Here is a 16688-nt window from a genome sequence, read left to right on the forward strand (position 1 = left end):
GGACGTGGCGGCCCCCTCGACCACTGCTTCGGCGGCCGCGCTGCCGCCGCCCTCCTGCCGAGGGGCCGCGCTGTTGAACAAGGGCTTCCTGGGCACTCGGGGTGGACGACGGACTACCGGTCGAGGCAGCTGGAGGCATCCGTGGCCGTACGTCATCACCTGATCCGAGTCGGCCCCGGCGCCGTGTGGGACGTCCTCGCCGACGGCTACCGCTACGCGGAGTGGGTGGTGGGAACCTCCGAGTCCCACCCCGTGCGCGGACAGTGGCCGCGCACGGGCGCGGCGATCAGCTACCAGGTCCGGCTGGGCCCGGTACGGCTCGACAACGAGACGGTCGTCCGCTACTGCGAGGAAGGCACCCGGCTGGAGCTGGAGGCCGCCGCCGGTGCGCTCGGCACGGCACGCATCGCGATCGAGCTGCGGCCCTGGGGCGAACACTGCCTGGTGATCGTGGACGAGCATCCCCTGCGGGGCGCGGGCGGGCGCATGCACAACGTCGGCTTCGAGGCGCTGATCCAGCTGCGCCACCGGGCCATGCTGTCCCGCCTGGCCAGGCTGTGCGAGGCCGAGGCGCAGAACCCGGGAGGTCGGCGCCGCGCCCTGGGCCAGGTGACCGTGCGACCCGACGCGGACGGAGCCGGCCATGCCTGACGCGGTGGTGATCGGCGCAGGGCCCAACGGCCTGGTGGCCGCCAACGTCCTCGCGGACGCCGGGTGGAGCGTCGAGGTGCTGGAGGAGCAGCCCGAACCGGGCGGCGCCGTGCGCCACGACCGGGGCGTCGACCCGGCCTTCGTCAACGACCTGTTCAGCTCCTTCTACCCCCTCGCGGCCGCCTCGCCCGTCCTGGCCGCGCTGCACCCCGAGGAGCACGGACTGCGCTGGAGCCACGCGCCCAGCGTGCTGGCCCACCCCCTCACCGACGGCAGCTGCGCCGTCCTGGACCGGAACATCGAGACCACCGCGGCGTCCCTCGACACCTTCGAGCCGGGCGACGGAGCCGCCTGGCAGCGGCTGCACGAGGTGTGGCAGAACCTGGGCCCCGGCCTCCTGGCCGCCCTGTTCACCCCGTTCCCGCCCGTCCGCGCCACGGCGCGGCTGGCGCTGCGGCTGCGGGCGGCGGGCGGCCTGCGCATGGCGCGCTCCCTGGTCCTGCCGGTGCGCCGCCTGGGGGAGGAGGAGTTCCGCGGCCAGGGCGGCCGCCTGCTGCTGGCCGGCAACGCCCTGCACGCCGACCTCGCCCCCGAGTCGGCGGGCAGCGGCGGCTTCGGCTGGCTGATGGCCATGCTGGGCCAGACCTACGGCTTCCCGGTCCCGGCCGGCGGCTCCGGCGCGCTGACCTCGGCCCTGGTGCACCGCCTGCAGACCCGGGGCGGCCGGGTGCGCTGCGGGCAGCGCGTCGAGCACGTCGTCGTCCGCGGCGGGCGGGCCGTCGGCGTGCGGACCGCGGCCGGCGACGCGGTGCCGGCCCGCCGGGCGGTACTGGCGGACGTGTCGGTGCCCGCCCTGTACGGCGAGCTGGTCGACCCCGAGCACCTGCCCGCGCAGCTCCTGGACGACCTGCGGCGCTTCCAGTGGGACTTCGCCACCTTCAAGGTCGACTGGGCACTCGACGGCCCGGTGCCCTGGCAGGCGGAGGAGGCGACCCGGGCCGGTACCGTGCACCTCGCCGACGGCATGGACGAGCTGACGCGCTTCGCCGCGCAGATCGCCATGCGGCAGGTCCCGGACCGGCCGTTCCTGATCTTCGGCCAGATGACCACCTCCGACGCCTCCCGTTCTCCGCAGGGCACCGAATCGGCCTGGGCCTACACCCACATCCCCCACGAGATCCAGGCCGACGCCGCCGACGAGGGCATCACCGGCCGCTGGGACACCAAGGACCAGGAACTCATGGCCGACCGCGTCGAACGCCAGGTGGAACGCTTCGCGCCCGGCTTCCGCTCCCTGATCCGCGCCCGCCGCGTCCTGGCGCCCCCGACCCTGGAGGCGCTCGACGGCAATCTCGCGGGCGGCGCCATCAACGGCGGCACCACCGCGATCCACCAGCAGCTCGTCTTCCGCCCCCTGCCCGGCACCGGCCGCCCGGAGACACCGGTACCGGGCCTGTACCTCGCCTCCTCGGGGGCCCACCCGGGCGGCGGGGTGCACGGCGCACCCGGAGCCAATGCCGCCCGGGCCGCCCTGCGCCGCAACCGCCCACCCGGCCTCGCCGGCGCCCAGCGGCTCCTCGCCCACCGCGACCGCACCGGAGCCAGACGCTGAACCCAGCCCTCCAGGGCCGGGTCCGGCACCGGAAGGAAGGGCAGCCCATGCGCAGCAGCCCGCTCGCCGAGCGCACGATCGTCGTCACCGGAGCCGCCCGTGGCGTGGGCGCGGCACTGGCCCGCGAAGTCGCCCGGCGCGGCGCCCGAGTGGCGCTCGTCGGCCATGAGAAGACCGCCCTGGACGCCGTGGCAGCCTCTCTGCCGGGCCCGGCCCTCGCCCTGGAGGCCGACGTCACCGACCTCTCCGCCTTGGAGGCCGCGGCAACCACCGTGCGGGAGCGCCTCGGCCCACCCTCGGCCGTGGTGGCGAACGCCGGCATCGCCGAGGGCGGCGCGTTCCTCGCCTCGGACCCGGCCGCCTGGCGCCGCGTGATCGACGTCAACCTCACCGGCAGCGCCCAGACCGCCCGGGCGTTCCTGCCGGACCTGCTCGACACGGCGGGCTACTTCCTCCAGGTCGCCTCCCTGGCCTCGATCGGGGCCGCCCCGCTGATGAGCGCCTACTGCGCGTCCAAAGCGGGGGTCGAGGCCTTCGCGCACGCCCTGCGCGCGGAGGTGGCGCACCGCGGGGTCGGGGTGGGCATCGCCTACCTCAACTGGACGGACACCGACATGATCCGCGACGCCGACCGGTACGCCGTGCTGCGGGAACTGCGCAGGCACATGCCCCCGCCGGCCCGCCGCGTGTACCCCGTGGACGTGGTCGCCGCCCGCCTGGTCAGAGGCATGGAGCGGCGGCGTACGGCCGTCTACGCACCGGCGTGGCTGCGGCTGGCCCAGCCGATACGCCCGGCCATGCCCCCTGTGGTGCTGCGCGTGGCGCGCCGCGAACTGCCCCGCCTGGAGGCCATGGGCCCGGTGCGCTACACCGGCCCGCTCGGCGCCGGGGGCCGGGCGGACCGTGCGGCGGCCGGGCCGGGCCCCTGACGGCGGCGGTCCGGCAGGTCCGGTCGGGCACGGCCATGCCGGACACTGGTCAGCAGGAGAAGGGAGGCCGACCGTGCTGACCGGAGTCCGTGACCAGCTGGGCCAGGCCCTGTTCCGCCGCGTTGCGGGTCCCGGCGGGCCCGCGACCCGTGCCCGTATCCACGACACCCCCGGCCCGCGCTGGTTCGGGCCGGACCGGCCGATCCGCACGGTTCACGGCGACGCCTCGATGTTCATCGGCGGGCTGACCGCCCTGCTCCTGCAGTCGCTGCATCCGCTCGCGATGGCGGCGGTCGCCGGGCACTCCGGCTTCCGCGGCGACCCGTGGGGCCGGTTGCAGCGCACCAGCACCTTCCTGGCCGTGACGACGTACGGCACCGCCGCGGACGCCCAGCAGGCGGTCGACCACGTGCGCGGCATCCACGAACGGATCCGCGGCACGACGGCCGGGGGCGTGCCGTACCACGCGGCCGACCCCCATCTGCTCGGCTGGGTGCACGCCGCCGAGACGGACAGTTTCCTGCGCGCCCACGAACGCTACGGGGCCCGTCTCCTGGACGCCGCCGGCTACGACGCCTACGTCGCCGACACCGCGCGCGTCGCGGAGGCGCTGGGGGGCGTCGACCCACCGCGGGACCGCCGCGAACTGGCCGAACGCCTGACCGCCTACCGGCCCGAACTGCGGGCCACGCCCGAGGCCCGGGCCGCCGCCCGCTTCCTGCTGTTCCAGCCTCCCCTGCCCCTTGCCGTCCGGCCCTTCTACGGCGGGCTGGCCGCGAACGCCGTCACCCTGCTCCCGCCCTGGGCGCGCGGCATGCTGTGGCTGCCCCGGCTGCCGGTCGTCGAGGACCTCGCGGTACGTCCCACCGGCCGGGCCCTGACCCGGACCATCCGCTGGGCCATGACCCCGGCCCGGGAGGCCTGACCTAGGGCCTGTCGTTTGGATCAGGCCGCAGACGCGGGGCCTGGCACGCGCCTCTGCCGTGTTGTCGTCGGTTGCCGACTCCCCCACGCTCGGCTGCGCTCGCGCGGGAGGGACCCCCATCGCGTCGACTCCCTCCTCCGCCTTGCAGCTGCACGCACCAGACCCCGCTCACCGGCGTCGAACAGCACCGTCGCCTCCCTGCGACCTGATCCAAACGACAGACCCCAGGGGCGAGCGGCCCGGCGAACCCCGGCAGCGCTCAGGGCTGCCACCCCAGCGCCCGCGAGATGCCCCGCGCCGCCACCCGCACCGCCGGGCCCAGGACCGGCACCTGGGCGTCCGCGTGGGGCACCACGATCGACACGGCGGCGGTCACCGTGCCGTCCGCGCCGCGTACCGGCGCGGCCACCGACAGGGCGTCCTGCGTGACCTGACGGTCGCTCACCGCGATCCCCGACCTGCGCACTTCGGCCAGCGCCCGGCGCAGCCGCTCCGGTTCGGTGATCGTGTACCGGGTGAAGGACGCGAGTTCGCCCGCGCAGTACTCCTTCTGGAACACCGGGTCGCCGTGGGCCAGCAGGGCGAGTCCGACGCCGGTGGCGTGCAGCGGCCAGCGGGCGCCGACGCGGATGTGCACGCCGACCGCCGACCGGCCCGAGAGCCACTCGATGTAGACGACGTCGGACCCGTCCCGCACGGCCAGCTGCACGTTCTCGTGGGTCGCCTCGTACAGGTCCTCCAGGTACGGCAGCGCGATCTGCCGCAGGGCGAGGCCGCGCGGGGCGAGTGCGGCGAGTTCCCACAGCCGAAGCCCGACGTGGTAGACCCCGGACTCGTCCCGCTCCAGGGCGCCCCAGTCGGTGAGCGCGCCCACCAGCCGGTGCGCGGTGGTCAGGCTCAGCCCGGCCCGCCGGCTGATGTCCGTCAGGCACAGGGCCGGGTGCTCGTGGTCGAAGGCCGCGAGCACGGACAGCAGCCGGTCGGGCGCGGTGGGCCCGGTCATGGCCGGTTGTCTCCCGGGTGGGCGAGGTCGTAGGGGCGGGGGTAGGCGGTCGGGCGGTAGGAAACGTAGCGGGGCTCGGTCGTCGGGTCCTCCTGCTGCGCGCGGGAGTTCAGGGTGCCGGGCGACACGTCCCAGCGGCCCGTGTCCAGGCGGTCTTCCAGGGCGTCCAGGGCGCCCAGCGTCTCGCCGGTGGTGAAGGTGCAGTGGCCGGGGCCGTCGACGTACGCCTGGCGCAGCAGCCCCGCGGAGCCCCCGGCCGTGGCCGCCCGCCGGTAGGCACTCTCGGCCTGCACCGGGATCAGCGCGTCACCCGTCGTGTGGATGTTCAGCTGGGGGTCGGTGAGCCGGCCGGAGGGCACGCTGGTGTCGCGCATCCACTCCACGGCCGACGCGTCCGCCGAGATCCGGGGTGCCCGGCCCAGAGCCGAGAGGTCGGTGTGCAAGGACAGGCCCGCCTCCTTGTAGAGCTCCGTCACCTCTTTGTACAGCGGGGAGCGGGCGAGCATGGCCCCGTAGTCGACGCCCGTGTTCCAGGACGGGTTGCCGCCCGCCCGGCTCTCGGCCTCCTGCCGCCAGCTGAAGGCGGGCCTCTGGATGAGCCCTCGGACGGCGGCCAACTGGTTGGACTGCTGGGTCCCCCAGTCGGTGGGGCCCGGCTTCGTCTGCGAGGCGTCGTTGTAGCCGGGGATGTTGTGCAGGGCGGCGGCGAGGCCGATGCGGGCCCGGCCCTCGGGGGTCTGCTGGGCGGCGTCGACCTTCGTGGTGAGGCTCTTCGCGGCGGCGACCGCCTCGGCCTGGTCCGCGAACCCGGCGAGCCGGATGCCGGAGTCCGGGGCGAGCAGTGTGCGCAGTGCGAACACCGGGTCCAGGGTGCTGTTCCAGTTGGCGACGCCGCCCTGCACCAGCCCGCACATCGACACCGAGCCGTCGAAGCGGTCGGCGTGCCGCTCGGCGAGCATGGTGGTGACGAAGCCGCCGTACGAGGTGCCCCAGGCGAGTGTCCGCCGGGCCGGTCCGAACTTCTCGGTGAACAGGTCCAGCGTGGCGAGCTGGTCGGGCACCGCCTCGGTGACGGCCCAGCCGTTCGTCGCGTACGAGGAGCCGATCAGGGCGTAGCCCTCGGCCAGCAGCTTGTCCAGGGCGGCCGTGCTCGGCGTGTTCTGGGCCCGCTTGGGGGATCCGGCCGGGGCGTAGCCGTGGCTGTACAGCAGCACCGTGCCGTTCCAGGACGCGGGTACGTCCATCACGTAGACCGCGCCGGAGGAGAGCTCGCCCTCCAGGTGGGTGTCGGTGGCGCCGGCGGCCTGCGCGGGCAGCGCGGTCGCCACGGAGAGGCAGGTGGTCAGGAGGGCGAGGCGGATCCTCAACGCGGGATTCCTTCCAGGGTGGGGGTGGCGGCGGGGGAGTCCAGGGCGTCCGTGTGCGTCTCGCGCAGCCGCCACACGGTGACGGCGGTGATCGCCGCGCCCGCGCACAGCAGCAGCGAGACGGGCGTGCTCCCGCCCCCGTACGAGGCGAGGAGGCTGCCGGCGATCAGCGGGGAGAAACCGGCGCCGACCAGGGTGGCCGCCTGGTAGCCGAGGGAGGCGCCGGTGTAGCGGACGCGGGTGCCGAACATCTCGGTGAGCAGGGCGCCGAGCGGCCCGTACATCGTGGACTGGGCGACACCGTGGCCGAGCGCGAGGGCGAGGATGAGCAGGCCGGGCGAGCCGGAGTCGACCAGGGCCAGTACGGGGAAGGCGAGCGCCGCCGAGGCGACGGCACCGGCGAGGACGACGGGCCGGCGGCCGACCCGGTCCGACAGCGCGGACGCGGCGGGCAGGACGGCGAGGGCCACGCAGGAGGCGACGGTGACCGCGGTCAGCACCTGCGGGCGGGTGTACCCCTCGTCGACGGCGTAGGAGATCATGAAGCTCGTCAGCAGCGACTGCGTGGTGAACGCGCCGATGCCGACGCAGGCGGCCAGCAGCACGGGCTTCGGGCGGCGCAGCAGCTCCACGATCGGCGGCTTGTCCACCGGCTCCCGCTTGACCTGGGCGAACAGCGGGCTCTCGGCGACCTTCAGACGCACGAACAGTCCGACGGCCAGCAGCACGATGCTGAGCAGGAACGGCACCCGCCAGCCCCAGGAGCGGAACTCGTCGTCGGGCAGGCCGGCGACGAGGGTGACCACACCGGCCGACAGCACGGAACCGAGCGGGGCGCCGAGCTGGGTGAAGCTGGACCACAGCCCGCGCCGGGAGCCCTGCGTCTGCTCGGCGTGCTCGACGACCATCAGCATCGCGCCGCCCCACTCGCCGCCGATCGCGATGCCCTGCACCACACGCAGGGCGACGAGCAGCACCGGGGCCCAGACGCCGATGGCGTCGTAGGTCGGCAGCAGGCCGATGAGGAAGCTGCCCAGGCCCATCAGGACCATGGTCAGCAGCATCATCGACTTGCGCCCGATCCGGTCGCCGAAGTGGCCGAAGACGATGCCGCCGAGCGGGCGGGCGAGATAGCCCGCGGCGAAGGTTCCGAACGCCGCGATGGTGCCGACCGCCGGGTCGGCCTGGGGGAAGAACAGGTCGCCGAAGACGAGCGCGGCGACCGTGCCGTAGACGAGGAAGTCGTAGAACTCGACGGTCGTGCCGAGCAGGCCGGAGACGGCGACACGGCGCAACTGCCGGGAATCCGGGGATGGCTGAGCGGCTGACGGGGATGGCTGCACGGGGAGCTCCCTGGGGACGGGTCGCGGTTGGTCCGTGAAGTTATGCATCTATCGTGCAGCCGTCAATCATTTGCACAACATCAGTTCAGGCCGTCCTCCGCGATCCGCAGCAGCAGCGCGTGCAGTGCCTCCCGCTCGGCCTCCTCCAGCGGGCCCAGCAGTTCGTTGGTCACCCGCAGTCCGGCCTCGTCGGTGTCGCGCAGGAACGCGCGGCCGCTCTCGGTCAGGACGACGATCCGGCTGCGGCGGTCGTCGGGGGAGGGGCGGCGCTCGGCGAAGCCCTGCTTCTCCAGGTCGTCGACCAGGCCGACGATCGCGCTCGGGTCGTAGCCGAGCCGGGTGCTCAGCTCGCGCTGGAGGGCGCCCTCGGCGGTGGCGAGGAAGCGCAGCACCGCGTAGTGACGCAGGCGCAGGCCCGACTCCTGGAGGCAGGCGTTGAAGAGCTGCCCCGAGCGCAGGCCCAGGCGGTACAGCAGGTAGCCCGTGTCGGCGTGCAGCCCGCGCATCCACGGCTCGTGGGCGTCGATGGGCTTCGGGGTGACGTTCTGGCGAGTGATGGCGGGCTCCCTGTGCTCGGCGCTTCCTGGAGATTCCAGCATCTCGCACCCGTAGGTCGCCAACAACTATTGACGTCAACAATTATTGCTCTTAGCTTCGATCTCGAAGTCGAACCCGTGTTGAAGGGACCCACCCGTGCCCAGCATCGATCTCTCCGGCAAGGCCGCCGTCGTCACCGGCAGCGGCCGAGGCCTCGGCCTCGCCTACGCGCAAGCCCTGGCCGCCCACGGCGCCTCCGTGGTGGTCAACGACGTCGACGAGGCCGTGGCCGAGGCGGCCGTGAAGTCCATCGAGGAAGCGGGCGGCAGGGCCGTCGCCGAGGTCGTCCCGGTCGGCACCTCCGAGGCCGCCGAGCGGCTGGTGAACCGCGCGGTCGAGGAGTTCGGCCGGCTGGACGTCCTCGTCACCAACGCGGGCATCCTGCGCGACAAGGTGCTGTGGAAGATGACCGACGAGGACTTCGACGCGGTGATCACCACCCACCTCAAGGGCACCTTCACCTGCGCCCGCGCCGCCGCCGTCCGGATGCGCGAGCAGGGCGAGGGCGGCTCGCTGATCCTGGTCGGTTCCCCGGCCGGCCAGCGCGGCAACTTCGGCCAGACGAACTACGCCGCCGCCAAGGCCGGCATCGCCGCCATGGCCCGCACCTGGTCCATGGAGCTGGGGCGCGCGAACATCACCGTCAACGCGATCGTGCCGGTCGCCGCCACCGCGATGACCGAGACCATCCCGGCCTTCGCCCCGTACATCGAGGCCATGAAGAACGGCGAGCCCCTGCCGGACTTCCTGCGCAAGGGCGAGGGCTTCGGCACGCCCGAGGACTGCGCGGCCCTGGTCCCGTTCCTCGCCTCCGAGGCCGCCCGGGGCGTCACCGGCCAGGCCATCGGCATCGGCGGCGACAAGGTGGCACTCTGGTCGCATCCGCAGGAGATCAGGGCGGCCTACGCCGACGGCGGCTGGACCCCCGGCGCGCTGGCCGACGCCTGGCCCACCTCGGTCGGTGCCGAGCTCCAGTCGGTCGGCATCCCGGCGCCGAAGTCCCCGGAGGCGTGATGGACCTGGAGCACCTGGTCGCGATCGACGTCCATACCCACGCGGAGGTGTCGTCCAAGGGACACTCCTCGCTGGACGACGACCTGCACGACGCCTCCTCCGCCTACTTCAAGGTCGAGGGCAAGCGGAAGCCGACCCTGGAGGAGACCGCCGCCTACTACCGCGAGCGGAACATGGCCGCCGTGATCTTCACGGTCGACGCCGAGTCCGCCACCGGCACGGCGCCCGTCCCGAACGAGGAGGTCGCCGAGGCGGCCGCCGCCAACGCCGACGTCCTCATCCCCTTCGCCTCCATCGACCCCTTCCGGGGGAAGGCGGGCGTCAAGCAGGCCCGCCGCCTGGTCGAGGAGTACGGGGTGAAGGGCTTCAAGTTCCACCCCAGCATCCAGGGCTTCTTCCCCAACGACCGCTCGGTGGCGTACGACCTGTACGAGGTGATCGAGGAGACGGGCGCGATCGCCCTCTTCCACACCGGCCAGACGGGCATCGGCGCCGGAGTCCCCGGCGGGGGCGGGATCAGGCTGAAGTACTCCAACCCGCTCCACGTGGACGACGTGGCGGCCGACTTCCCGCACCTGAAGATCATCCTGGCGCACCCGTCCTTCCCCTGGCAGGACGAGGCCCTGGCCGTCGCCACGCACAAGCCGGGCGTGCACATCGACCTGTCCGGCTGGTCGCCGAAGTACTTCCCGCCGCAGCTCGTGCAGTACGCGAACACGCTGCTGAAGGACAAGGTCCTCTTCGGCTCCGACTTCCCCGTCCTCACCCCCGACCGCTGGCTCGCCGACTTCGACAAGCTGACGATCAAGGAAGAGGTCCGGCCGAAGATCCTCAAGGAGAACGCGGCCCGCCTGCTCGGGCTGACGAAACCGTAAGGGGCGTGACATGCGCAACGAGGGACTGGGGTCATGGCCCGCACGCCGGGCCCGCAAGACCCCGCACCGCACCGCCCTGATCCACGGCGACACCACCCGCACCTACGCCGGCCTGCACGACCGCACCACCCGCCTGGCGCACGCCCTTCGCGCCCGGGGCGTGCGCCGTGGCGACCGCATCGCCTACCTCGGCCCGAACCACCCCTCCTACCTGGAGACCCTGTTCGCGGCCGGCACGCTCGGCGCGGTCTTCGTCCCGCTCAACATCCGCCTCGCCGGCCCCGAGATCGCCTACCAGCTCGCCGACTCCGGTGCGAGAGCCCTCGTCTACGGCCCGTCCTACGCCGGTCTGGTCGCGGGCCTGCCCGGCAGCACGGACGTCCGCGTCTATCTGGAGGTCGGCGGCGAGTACGAGGCGGCCGTCGCCGAGGCGCCCGGGGAGCCGATCGACGAACCGGTCGGCGCCGACGACACCTGCATCATCATGTACACCTCGGGCACGACCGGCCGCCCCAAGGGCGCCATGCTCACCCACGGCAACCTCACCTGGAACGCGATCAACGTCCTCATCGACCACGATCTGGTCGCCGACGAGCGAGCCCTGGTCTCCGCCCCGCTGTTCCACACCGCAGGCCTGAACATGCTGACGCTCCCCGTCCTGCTGAAGGGCGGCACCTGCGTCCTGGTCGAGGCCTTCGACCCGGACGCCACCTTCGACCTCGTCGAACGGCACCGGATCACCTTCATGTTCGGCGTGCCCACGATGTTCGACCAGGTGGCCCGCCACCCGCGCTGGCCGGACGCGGACCTGTCGTCGCTCCGCATCCTCACCTGCGGCGGCTCCCCGGTCCCCACCCCGCTGATCGCCGCGTACCAGGAGCGCGGCCTGACCTTCCTCCAGGGCTACGGCATGACCGAGGCCGCTCCCGGCACGCTCTTCCTCGACGCCGAACACGCCGTCGCCAAGGCGGGTTCGGCGGGCGTGCCCCACTTCTTCAGCGACGTACGCGTCGTCCGGCCCGACCTGTCCCCGGTCGACGCCGGCGAGGTGGGCGAGATCGTGGTGCGCGGCCCGCACGTCATGCCCGGCTACTGGGGGCTGCCCGAGGAGACGGCCGCCTCCTTCGCGGACGGCTGGTTCCGCAGCGGGGACGCCGCCCAGGTCGACGAGGACGGCTACGTCCACATCGTCGACCGCATCAAGGACATGATCATCTCGGGCGGCGAGAACATCTACCCCGCCGAGATCGAGGACCAGCTCCTCGCCCACCCCGACATCGTCGAGTGCGCGGTGATCGGGGTGCCGGACGACAAGTGGGGCGAGGTGCCGCGCGCGGTCGTCGTGCCCCGTGAGGGTGCCGTCCTCGACTCCGACGAGGTGCTCGCGTCGCTCGCGGGCCGCCTCGCCAAGTACAAGATCCCGAAGTCGGTGGTGGTCGCGGACGGACTCCCGCGCACCGCCTCCGGAAAACTCCTCAAGTCCCGTGTCCGTACGCGCTACGGCAACCAGTAAGGATCCGCATGAGCATCACCGTCAACGGCCTCGACGAACTCAAGAAGCTCGCCGGCAGCGACCTCGGCACCAGCGAGTGGATCGAGGTGACGCAGGAGCGCATCGACACCTTCGCCGACGCCACGGGCGACCACCAGTGGATCCACGTGGACCCCGAGAAGGCCAAGGAGGGCCCCTTCGGAGCCCCCATCGCGCACGGCTACCTCACGCTCTCCCTCTTCATCCCCCTGTTCACCGAACTGCTGGACGTCCAGGGCGTGACGACGAAGGTCAACTACGGCCTCAACAAGGTGCGTTTCCCCTCCCCCGTGAAGGTCGGCTCCCGCATCCGGCTGGTGGCGAAGCTCGCCGAGGTCGAGGAGGTGCCGGGCGGCGTGCAGATCACCGTCGAGGGCGCCATCGAGATCGAGGGCGGCAGCAAGCCGGCCGCGGTGCTGCAGAGCCTGTCGCGGTTCTACGCCTGAGGCCGGGCGGGCACCAGGTCCAGAAGGCGTTCTGAGGCGTCGCGGGCGAGCGGTGAGAGCCGTTCGTGCACGGCCCGGAACGTCTTCTCGGCCTGTTCGGCCGGCCAGTCGTCCGGCAGGTGCTTGACGGGCAGCCGCGGATCGCACCGGACGATCTGCAGCCACTCCGTCTGGAGGCGCAGGCGCAGCACGAGGGCGTCGTCGGCGTCCGGCAGCTCGTCCTCCCAGGGCTGCCAGCGCCGCACGAAGCCCTCGTAGCGCCCGGCCAGGTCGGACAGCTCCCAGGTCTCCTCGATCATCTGGCCGATGTCCATGCCGGTGTCCGCGTGCGCCCGGAAGACCTTCACGTGGGCGGAAAGGCCGAGCTCGGCCACCAGGGCCGACACATCGACCTCTCCGGGGGCGATCCACAGGCCGTTGAAGAGGGCGCCGAAGCCGCTCCAGGTCAGCTGGGAGCGCAGATCGTGGCGCTGGCGCTGCCACGACTCGGGCAGGGAGAAGCCGAGCAGCGTCCAGGTGCCGTCCCACCGCCGGTTGACGGCACCCGTCTGCCAGATCCGCTGCTCGCCGTCGCGCAGCACCGCCTCCGAGCGCTCGGTCAGCCCGAAGTACATACGACGGCCCTCGCGCTGGCGGCGCAGCAGGTCACGGCCCGCCATGCGGGTCAGCGTGGAGCGGGTGGCCTGCTCGCCGATCCCGGCGCGGGCGAACACGTCGATGACGCTGCCCGAGTACACGCACACGTCACGCCCGAGCACCTGGTCACCCAGGAACGTCAGCATGAGGGACTGGGGCCGCAGCGACTCTTCACCGGTCACGCGGCCCACCGTACCTCCGCGGATCAGTCCGTGACCTGCTGGTACCCGGGGTCAGGAACCCTCGACGTCGACGAACACGGGGTTCGAGTAGAACCACGTGTCCGCCCACGGGTCACCGTCCCCGGGCGGATGCGGCACCGGCCCGTGCGGGTCGACCGAGGCGCCGAGCAGGCCGGTGCCGTGCCGGTTGCCGTCGCTGCCGCGCAGCCGGACGTAGAAGGACTCCCTGCCGGCGGTCAGCGGGATGCGCAGGGTGTAGGTGCCCTCGCGGCCCGAGACGTCCGCCGTCCGGACGACCCGGGTGTCCGGGGCCTTCCAGGTGTCACGGTCGGCGACCGGCCCGCGCACCGCGCCGCGGATGACGTCCACATGCGCCAACTCGGGCAGCACGCCCTGCGGGTTGGGCCGGGAGGCGGTCGTCACCGTGACGTTCAGCGTGAGCTTCTCGCCCTTGCGCACCCGGAGCCGGCCGCCGAGCGTCACGCCCCGGCCCCGCTCGCAGTCCCGGGTCAGGCGGACGTCGAGCCCGTCGAGCAGATGCCCGTGGTCCAGCCAGACCCGGCCCGCCCGCATCCCCGCCATGACCGCGCGGTAGCCGTAGCCGGTCACGCCCACATGCGTACGGCTGAACTGGCCGGGCCAGAAGTCGCTGCCCGGCTGCGGGGTGTCCGTGTTCACCGGGTCGGGCAGCCTGCCGGTGTTGTCGAAGGTCCGGCCGGGCTGCCAGTCGCCGTTCTTCCAGGTGTCGAAGACGATCCGGTGGGCGTCGGAGTTGGTGGTGACCGAGAACAGCCGGCCCTCGGCCAGCATCGAGTCCCACAGACCGCCGACGGTCGCCGTCGCCCAGTCGAAGCCGCCGTACGTCAGGTAGGCGTCCGCCGGGTAGCCGGGCCAGGACTGCGTGGACGGCTTGTTCTCGTACTCGCCGCGGATCGAGGTGGCCCCCCGCCAGCCGGGGATGGCCGCGCCCTGGGCACCGGGAGCACCCTCCATGCCGATCATGATTTCCGGCGCCGCGTCCCGCCAGTTGCGCATCTCGTGCGGGGAGTCGATGCCCAGGCGCATGGGGTGGTTGGCGAGGACCAGGACGTCGTCGACGTAGCCCGAACGGCGCTGCTCGGCCAGCCACTTGAGGGCCTTGAGGGCATGCGCCTCGTTGCGGGCGGTGTCCGCGTCGGCGGGTCCGCCCTTGTCGTAGCCGAGGAGCTTGCCGTCGTAGGCGCTCTCGAAGCGGGTCAGTACGTCGACCTCGTGCGGGCCGGGCGCGGTGAACACCGTGCAGTGCTCGGCCGCCGGGATGTACCACTCCAGGCCCTGGAAGATCAGCTGACGCGGGTTCTCGGCACGCGCCCTGAGGATCTCCTCGTGCTCCAGCGCGGCGCCGAAGTCGGCGTGCCCGACGTTGGAGTGCTCGGTGAACACCATCCAGTCCAGGCCGTACTTCGCACCCGCGGTGGCCAGTTGGGAGAAGGTGTACTTGGCGTCGTGGCTGTAGACGGAGTGGATGTGGTGGTCGCCGACGAGGTAGGCGAGGCGGGGATCCTCGCCGCCCAGCCTCCCGCCGCCGGCGGCCAGGGCCGGGGTCGCCGCCGGGCCGAGGGCGAACGCGGCACCGAACAGGCCCGCGCGGCGCAGGAGCCCGCGGCGGGACACGCCCTGCGGGTCGAGGGCGGCGGGGGAGACGGACGGATCGGCCCAGGAGGGCAGTTGCTGCTCGGTCATGACGGATCTCGCGGGTTCTGTGAGGTCAGTGGTTCATGAAGGAGGTGACGGGCAGCGCCCGGGCGACGATCCGGACATCGCCGAGCCGGCCGTGGAGGATCTGGTCGATCTCGCCGCCGTACTCGTAGCCGCCGAGCAGCCACGGCAGTCCCACCGAAGTGATGCCGACCGAGGACGCCTTGGGGTTGCGGACCACCGGGCAGCCCTCGATGTACAGGGTCGTGTGCCTGCCGTCGTTGACGACCGCGAGGTGCCACCAGGTCTCCAGCGGGGTCTCCTGACCCCAGTTGGTGGCGATGCCCTGCTGGTCGAGCGGGCGCATCGCCCACTGCGGTTCACGGTCGTTCGACAGCGACAGCGTGGCCAGCGGCTCGTCCGGGTCGTCGGCGGTCTTCCCGGCGGCGCCGCCCGTGCCCGTGCGGGAGACCAGGCCCGACCAGGCGTTGTGGTCCGGGTCCCAGTCGGCGGGCAGCCGGTAGAACGCCTCGATGGTGTAACCGTCCTCGAAGGTGGCCCGGTTGAGCGGAGCGTCGTCGACCGTGCGCAGGTAGGCGCCCTTCAGTGGGGACTTGAAGCCCTGGAACTCCAGGCTGCCGTGGCCCGGCTGGTCGGGGTGGTGGTCCGCGGACCAGCCCAGCGCGCCGCCGCCGACGGTGACGAGGGAGAGGTCGTTGCCCCGCCCGGACAGGTCGCGGACCGTGCCGTCGGCGGGGCTCTCGAAGCGCCAGTAGGCCATCGTGCCCGGGACCAGCAGCTTCGAGACGGGCCGGGCCGGACGGGCGGGTACGGGTGCGAAGCCCGAGAAGCGCTTCTCGAAGTCGATCTCGACGGAGAACCGGTCGGCGTCGCCGCTCAGTTCCATCTCCTGCCGCTCCAGCTCGTTGAGGCCCTTCTTGGCCCGGCCGAGGATCCAGGGGGAGATCGTTTCCACGTCGATGACGTCGCGGTCCAGGTCGAAGCGGTAGAGGCGGATCATCGCCGCGCCGCCGAAGTAGCGGTTCTGGTAGTTCGTCAGGTGCAGATGGACGTCGTGCCCGGCGGCGTTCCGGCGCGTCGCGCGGGCGGCCGGCCAATAGTGGCCGTTGAGGGTGAGGAAGATCTGGTCGTGGTCCTCGATCAGCCGGTCCCACAACTGCTGCCCGTAGTCCGACAGCGTGTCGTCCTCGACGACCAGTTCGTGCGTCGTGAGGATCACCGGCGTCTTCGGGTGCTGCGCCAGGACGTCCTTCGCCCACGCGTAGCCCTGCGGCGACAGCCGCCAGTCCAGCGCCAGCACCAGCCACTCCCGGCCGGCCGCGGTGAACAGGTGGAAGGAGTTGTAGCCGTCCGGGGAGGCCCCGCCGAACGTCCGCTGCTCCTTGAACCGCCGCGGCCCGAAGGCATCCAGGTACGGGGTGGTGCCGCGCTGGTCGGTCGTCGACGGCTTCACGTCGTGGTTGCCGGCCAGGACGCTGTAGCCGACGCCCCGCCGGTCCAGCAGCCGGAACGCCTCGCCGATCGCGGCGAACTCCTCCTTCGCGCCGTTCTGCGTGAGGTCCCCGAGGTGCGACAGGAAGACGATGTTCTCCTGACTGCCGTGCTCCAGCAGATAGCGCAGCGAGGCCTCGACCGGCGCCTTGTCGATGCTCGGCCCGTCGAAGAGGTACTGCGTGTCCGGCATCACGGCGAGCGTGAACCGCCGGCTGTGCGGGTCGGGGCGCCAGGTCGAGGTCGCCGCCTCGGCGCCGGCGGCCGGCAACGCGGTCACCGCCGCCGCACTCGCGCCGAGCAGCGCTGTCGCGCGAAGGAAACTGCGTCTTCCGGCACCGGCCTGGGGCGCCTCGCCCGGGTCGTGGTCATGCGAAGTGCACACGGG

Annotated in this window: 15 protein-coding genes; 8 read left to right on the plus strand and 7 right to left on the minus strand. The window is 72.7% G+C overall.

Annotated elements, in window-relative coordinates; translation table 11 throughout:
- The first annotated feature begins 141 nt into the window (after window positions 1-141).
- The 4 genes from AB0G20_RS12860 (at window position 142) to AB0G20_RS12875 (ending at window position 4117) form a co-directional block, all read left to right on the plus strand.
- Window positions 142-651 (plus strand): SRPBCC family protein, encoded by a 510-nt coding sequence (locus AB0G20_RS12860; protein ID WP_361300171.1) that lies wholly within the window; start codon window positions 142-144, stop codon window positions 649-651.
- Window positions 644-2263: an NAD(P)/FAD-dependent oxidoreductase gene (locus AB0G20_RS12865; protein ID WP_361300174.1), complete on the plus strand. Its 1620-nt coding sequence runs from the start codon at window positions 644-646 to the stop codon at window positions 2261-2263. Before AB0G20_RS12860 ends, AB0G20_RS12865 begins: the two co-directional genes overlap by 8 nt.
- A gap of 47 nt (window positions 2264-2310) precedes the next feature.
- Window positions 2311-3192 carry an SDR family oxidoreductase gene (locus AB0G20_RS12870; protein ID WP_361300176.1) on the plus strand — a complete coding sequence of 294 codons (882 nt, stop codon included), beginning with the start codon at window positions 2311-2313 and terminating at the stop codon, window positions 3190-3192.
- A gap of 73 nt (window positions 3193-3265) precedes the next feature.
- On the plus strand, window positions 3266-4117 hold the full coding sequence (locus AB0G20_RS12875; protein WP_361300179.1) for an oxygenase MpaB family protein: 852 nt from the start codon (window positions 3266-3268) through the stop codon (window positions 4115-4117).
- Between the two features lie 259 nt (window positions 4118-4376).
- Here AB0G20_RS12875 and AB0G20_RS12880 read toward each other — a convergent pair whose 3' ends face one another.
- The 4 genes from AB0G20_RS12880 to AB0G20_RS12895 form a co-directional block, all read right to left on the minus strand.
- Window positions 4377-5120 carry an IclR family transcriptional regulator gene (locus tag AB0G20_RS12880; RefSeq protein ID WP_361300182.1) on the minus strand — a complete coding sequence of 248 codons (744 nt, stop codon included), beginning with the start codon at window positions 5118-5120 and terminating at the stop codon, window positions 4377-4379.
- Window positions 5117-6487 carry an alpha/beta fold hydrolase gene (locus AB0G20_RS12885; protein WP_361300185.1) on the minus strand — a complete coding sequence of 457 codons (1371 nt, stop codon included), beginning with the start codon at window positions 6485-6487 and terminating at the stop codon, window positions 5117-5119. The genes AB0G20_RS12880 and AB0G20_RS12885 overlap by 4 nt, the downstream gene beginning before the upstream one ends.
- Window positions 6484-7830, minus strand: coding sequence for an MFS transporter (locus AB0G20_RS12890; RefSeq protein WP_361300188.1), 1347 nt, complete (start codon window positions 7828-7830; stop codon window positions 6484-6486). Before AB0G20_RS12890 ends, AB0G20_RS12885 begins: the two co-directional genes overlap by 4 nt.
- Before the next feature lie 80 nt (window positions 7831-7910).
- Complete coding sequence (locus AB0G20_RS12895; protein WP_199808830.1) at window positions 7911-8429, minus strand: MarR family transcriptional regulator; 519 nt, start codon at window positions 8427-8429, stop codon at window positions 7911-7913.
- Between the two features lie 94 nt (window positions 8430-8523).
- On the opposite strand from AB0G20_RS12895, the gene AB0G20_RS12900 reads away from it, so the two are divergent.
- Genes AB0G20_RS12900 through AB0G20_RS12915 form a run of 4 tightly spaced genes read left to right on the plus strand, consistent with a single transcriptional unit; the run spans window position 8524 to window position 12293 of the window.
- A complete protein-coding gene (locus AB0G20_RS12900; RefSeq protein WP_031134960.1) occupies window positions 8524-9441 on the plus strand; it encodes an SDR family NAD(P)-dependent oxidoreductase in 918 nt (305 codons plus the stop codon).
- Window positions 9441-10316 (plus strand): amidohydrolase family protein, encoded by an 876-nt coding sequence (locus AB0G20_RS12905; RefSeq protein WP_361300193.1) that lies wholly within the window; start codon window positions 9441-9443, stop codon window positions 10314-10316. Before AB0G20_RS12900 ends, AB0G20_RS12905 begins: the two co-directional genes overlap by 1 nt.
- Before the next feature lie 10 nt (window positions 10317-10326).
- Window positions 10327-11829 (plus strand): long-chain fatty acid--CoA ligase, encoded by a 1503-nt coding sequence (locus AB0G20_RS12910; RefSeq protein WP_361300196.1) that lies wholly within the window; start codon window positions 10327-10329, stop codon window positions 11827-11829.
- An 8-nt stretch (window positions 11830-11837) separates the two neighbouring features.
- Entirely contained in the window at window positions 11838-12293 is a 456-nt protein-coding gene (locus tag AB0G20_RS12915; RefSeq protein ID WP_361300199.1) for a MaoC family dehydratase, read from the plus strand.
- Here AB0G20_RS12915 and AB0G20_RS12920 read toward each other — a convergent pair.
- The 3 genes from AB0G20_RS12920 to AB0G20_RS12930 are packed head-to-tail and all read right to left on the minus strand — an operon-like array spanning window position 12284 to window position 16685.
- Window positions 12284-13111: a PaaX family transcriptional regulator C-terminal domain-containing protein gene (locus AB0G20_RS12920; RefSeq protein WP_031134966.1), complete on the minus strand. Its 828-nt coding sequence runs from the start codon at window positions 13109-13111 to the stop codon at window positions 12284-12286. The two genes, AB0G20_RS12915 and AB0G20_RS12920, sit on opposite strands and share 10 nt — an antisense overlap.
- A gap of 51 nt (window positions 13112-13162) precedes the next feature.
- Window positions 13163-14833: a PHP domain-containing protein gene (locus tag AB0G20_RS12925; protein ID WP_361300202.1), complete on the minus strand. Its 1671-nt coding sequence runs from the start codon at window positions 14831-14833 to the stop codon at window positions 13163-13165.
- Between the two features lie 25 nt (window positions 14834-14858).
- A complete protein-coding gene (locus tag AB0G20_RS12930; RefSeq protein ID WP_361300205.1) occupies window positions 14859-16685 on the minus strand; it encodes a LamG-like jellyroll fold domain-containing protein in 1827 nt (608 codons plus the stop codon).
- Window positions 16686-16688 lie beyond the last annotated feature (3 nt).

It is taken from the genome of Streptomyces sp. NPDC024017, from assembly GCF_040638895.1.
GTDB lineage: Bacteria > Actinomycetota > Actinomycetes > Streptomycetales > Streptomycetaceae > Streptomyces.

Bases quoted from the DNA above. Each gene is read 5' to 3' on its own strand.
- AB0G20_RS12865 (WP_361300174.1), top strand. From the start codon at position 644: ATGCCTGACGCGGTGGTGATCGGCGCAGGGCCCAACGGCCTGGTGGCC.
- AB0G20_RS12870 (WP_361300176.1), top strand. From the start codon at position 2,311: ATGCGCAGCAGCCCGCTCGCCGAGCGCACGATCGTCGTCACCGGAGCC.
- AB0G20_RS12880 (WP_361300182.1), bottom strand. From the start codon at position 5,120: ATGACCGGGCCCACCGCGCCCGACCGGCTGCTGTCCGTGCTCGCGGCC.
- AB0G20_RS12895 (WP_199808830.1), bottom strand. From the start codon at position 8,429: ATGCTGGAATCTCCAGGAAGCGCCGAGCACAGGGAGCCCGCCATCACT.
- AB0G20_RS12905 (WP_361300193.1), top strand. From the start codon at position 9,441: ATGGACCTGGAGCACCTGGTCGCGATCGACGTCCATACCCACGCGGAG.
- AB0G20_RS12910 (WP_361300196.1), top strand. From the start codon at position 10,327: ATGCGCAACGAGGGACTGGGGTCATGGCCCGCACGCCGGGCCCGCAAG.
- AB0G20_RS12915 (WP_361300199.1), top strand. From the start codon at position 11,838: ATGAGCATCACCGTCAACGGCCTCGACGAACTCAAGAAGCTCGCCGGC.
- AB0G20_RS12925 (WP_361300202.1), bottom strand. From the start codon at position 14,833: ATGACCGAGCAGCAACTGCCCTCCTGGGCCGATCCGTCCGTCTCCCCC.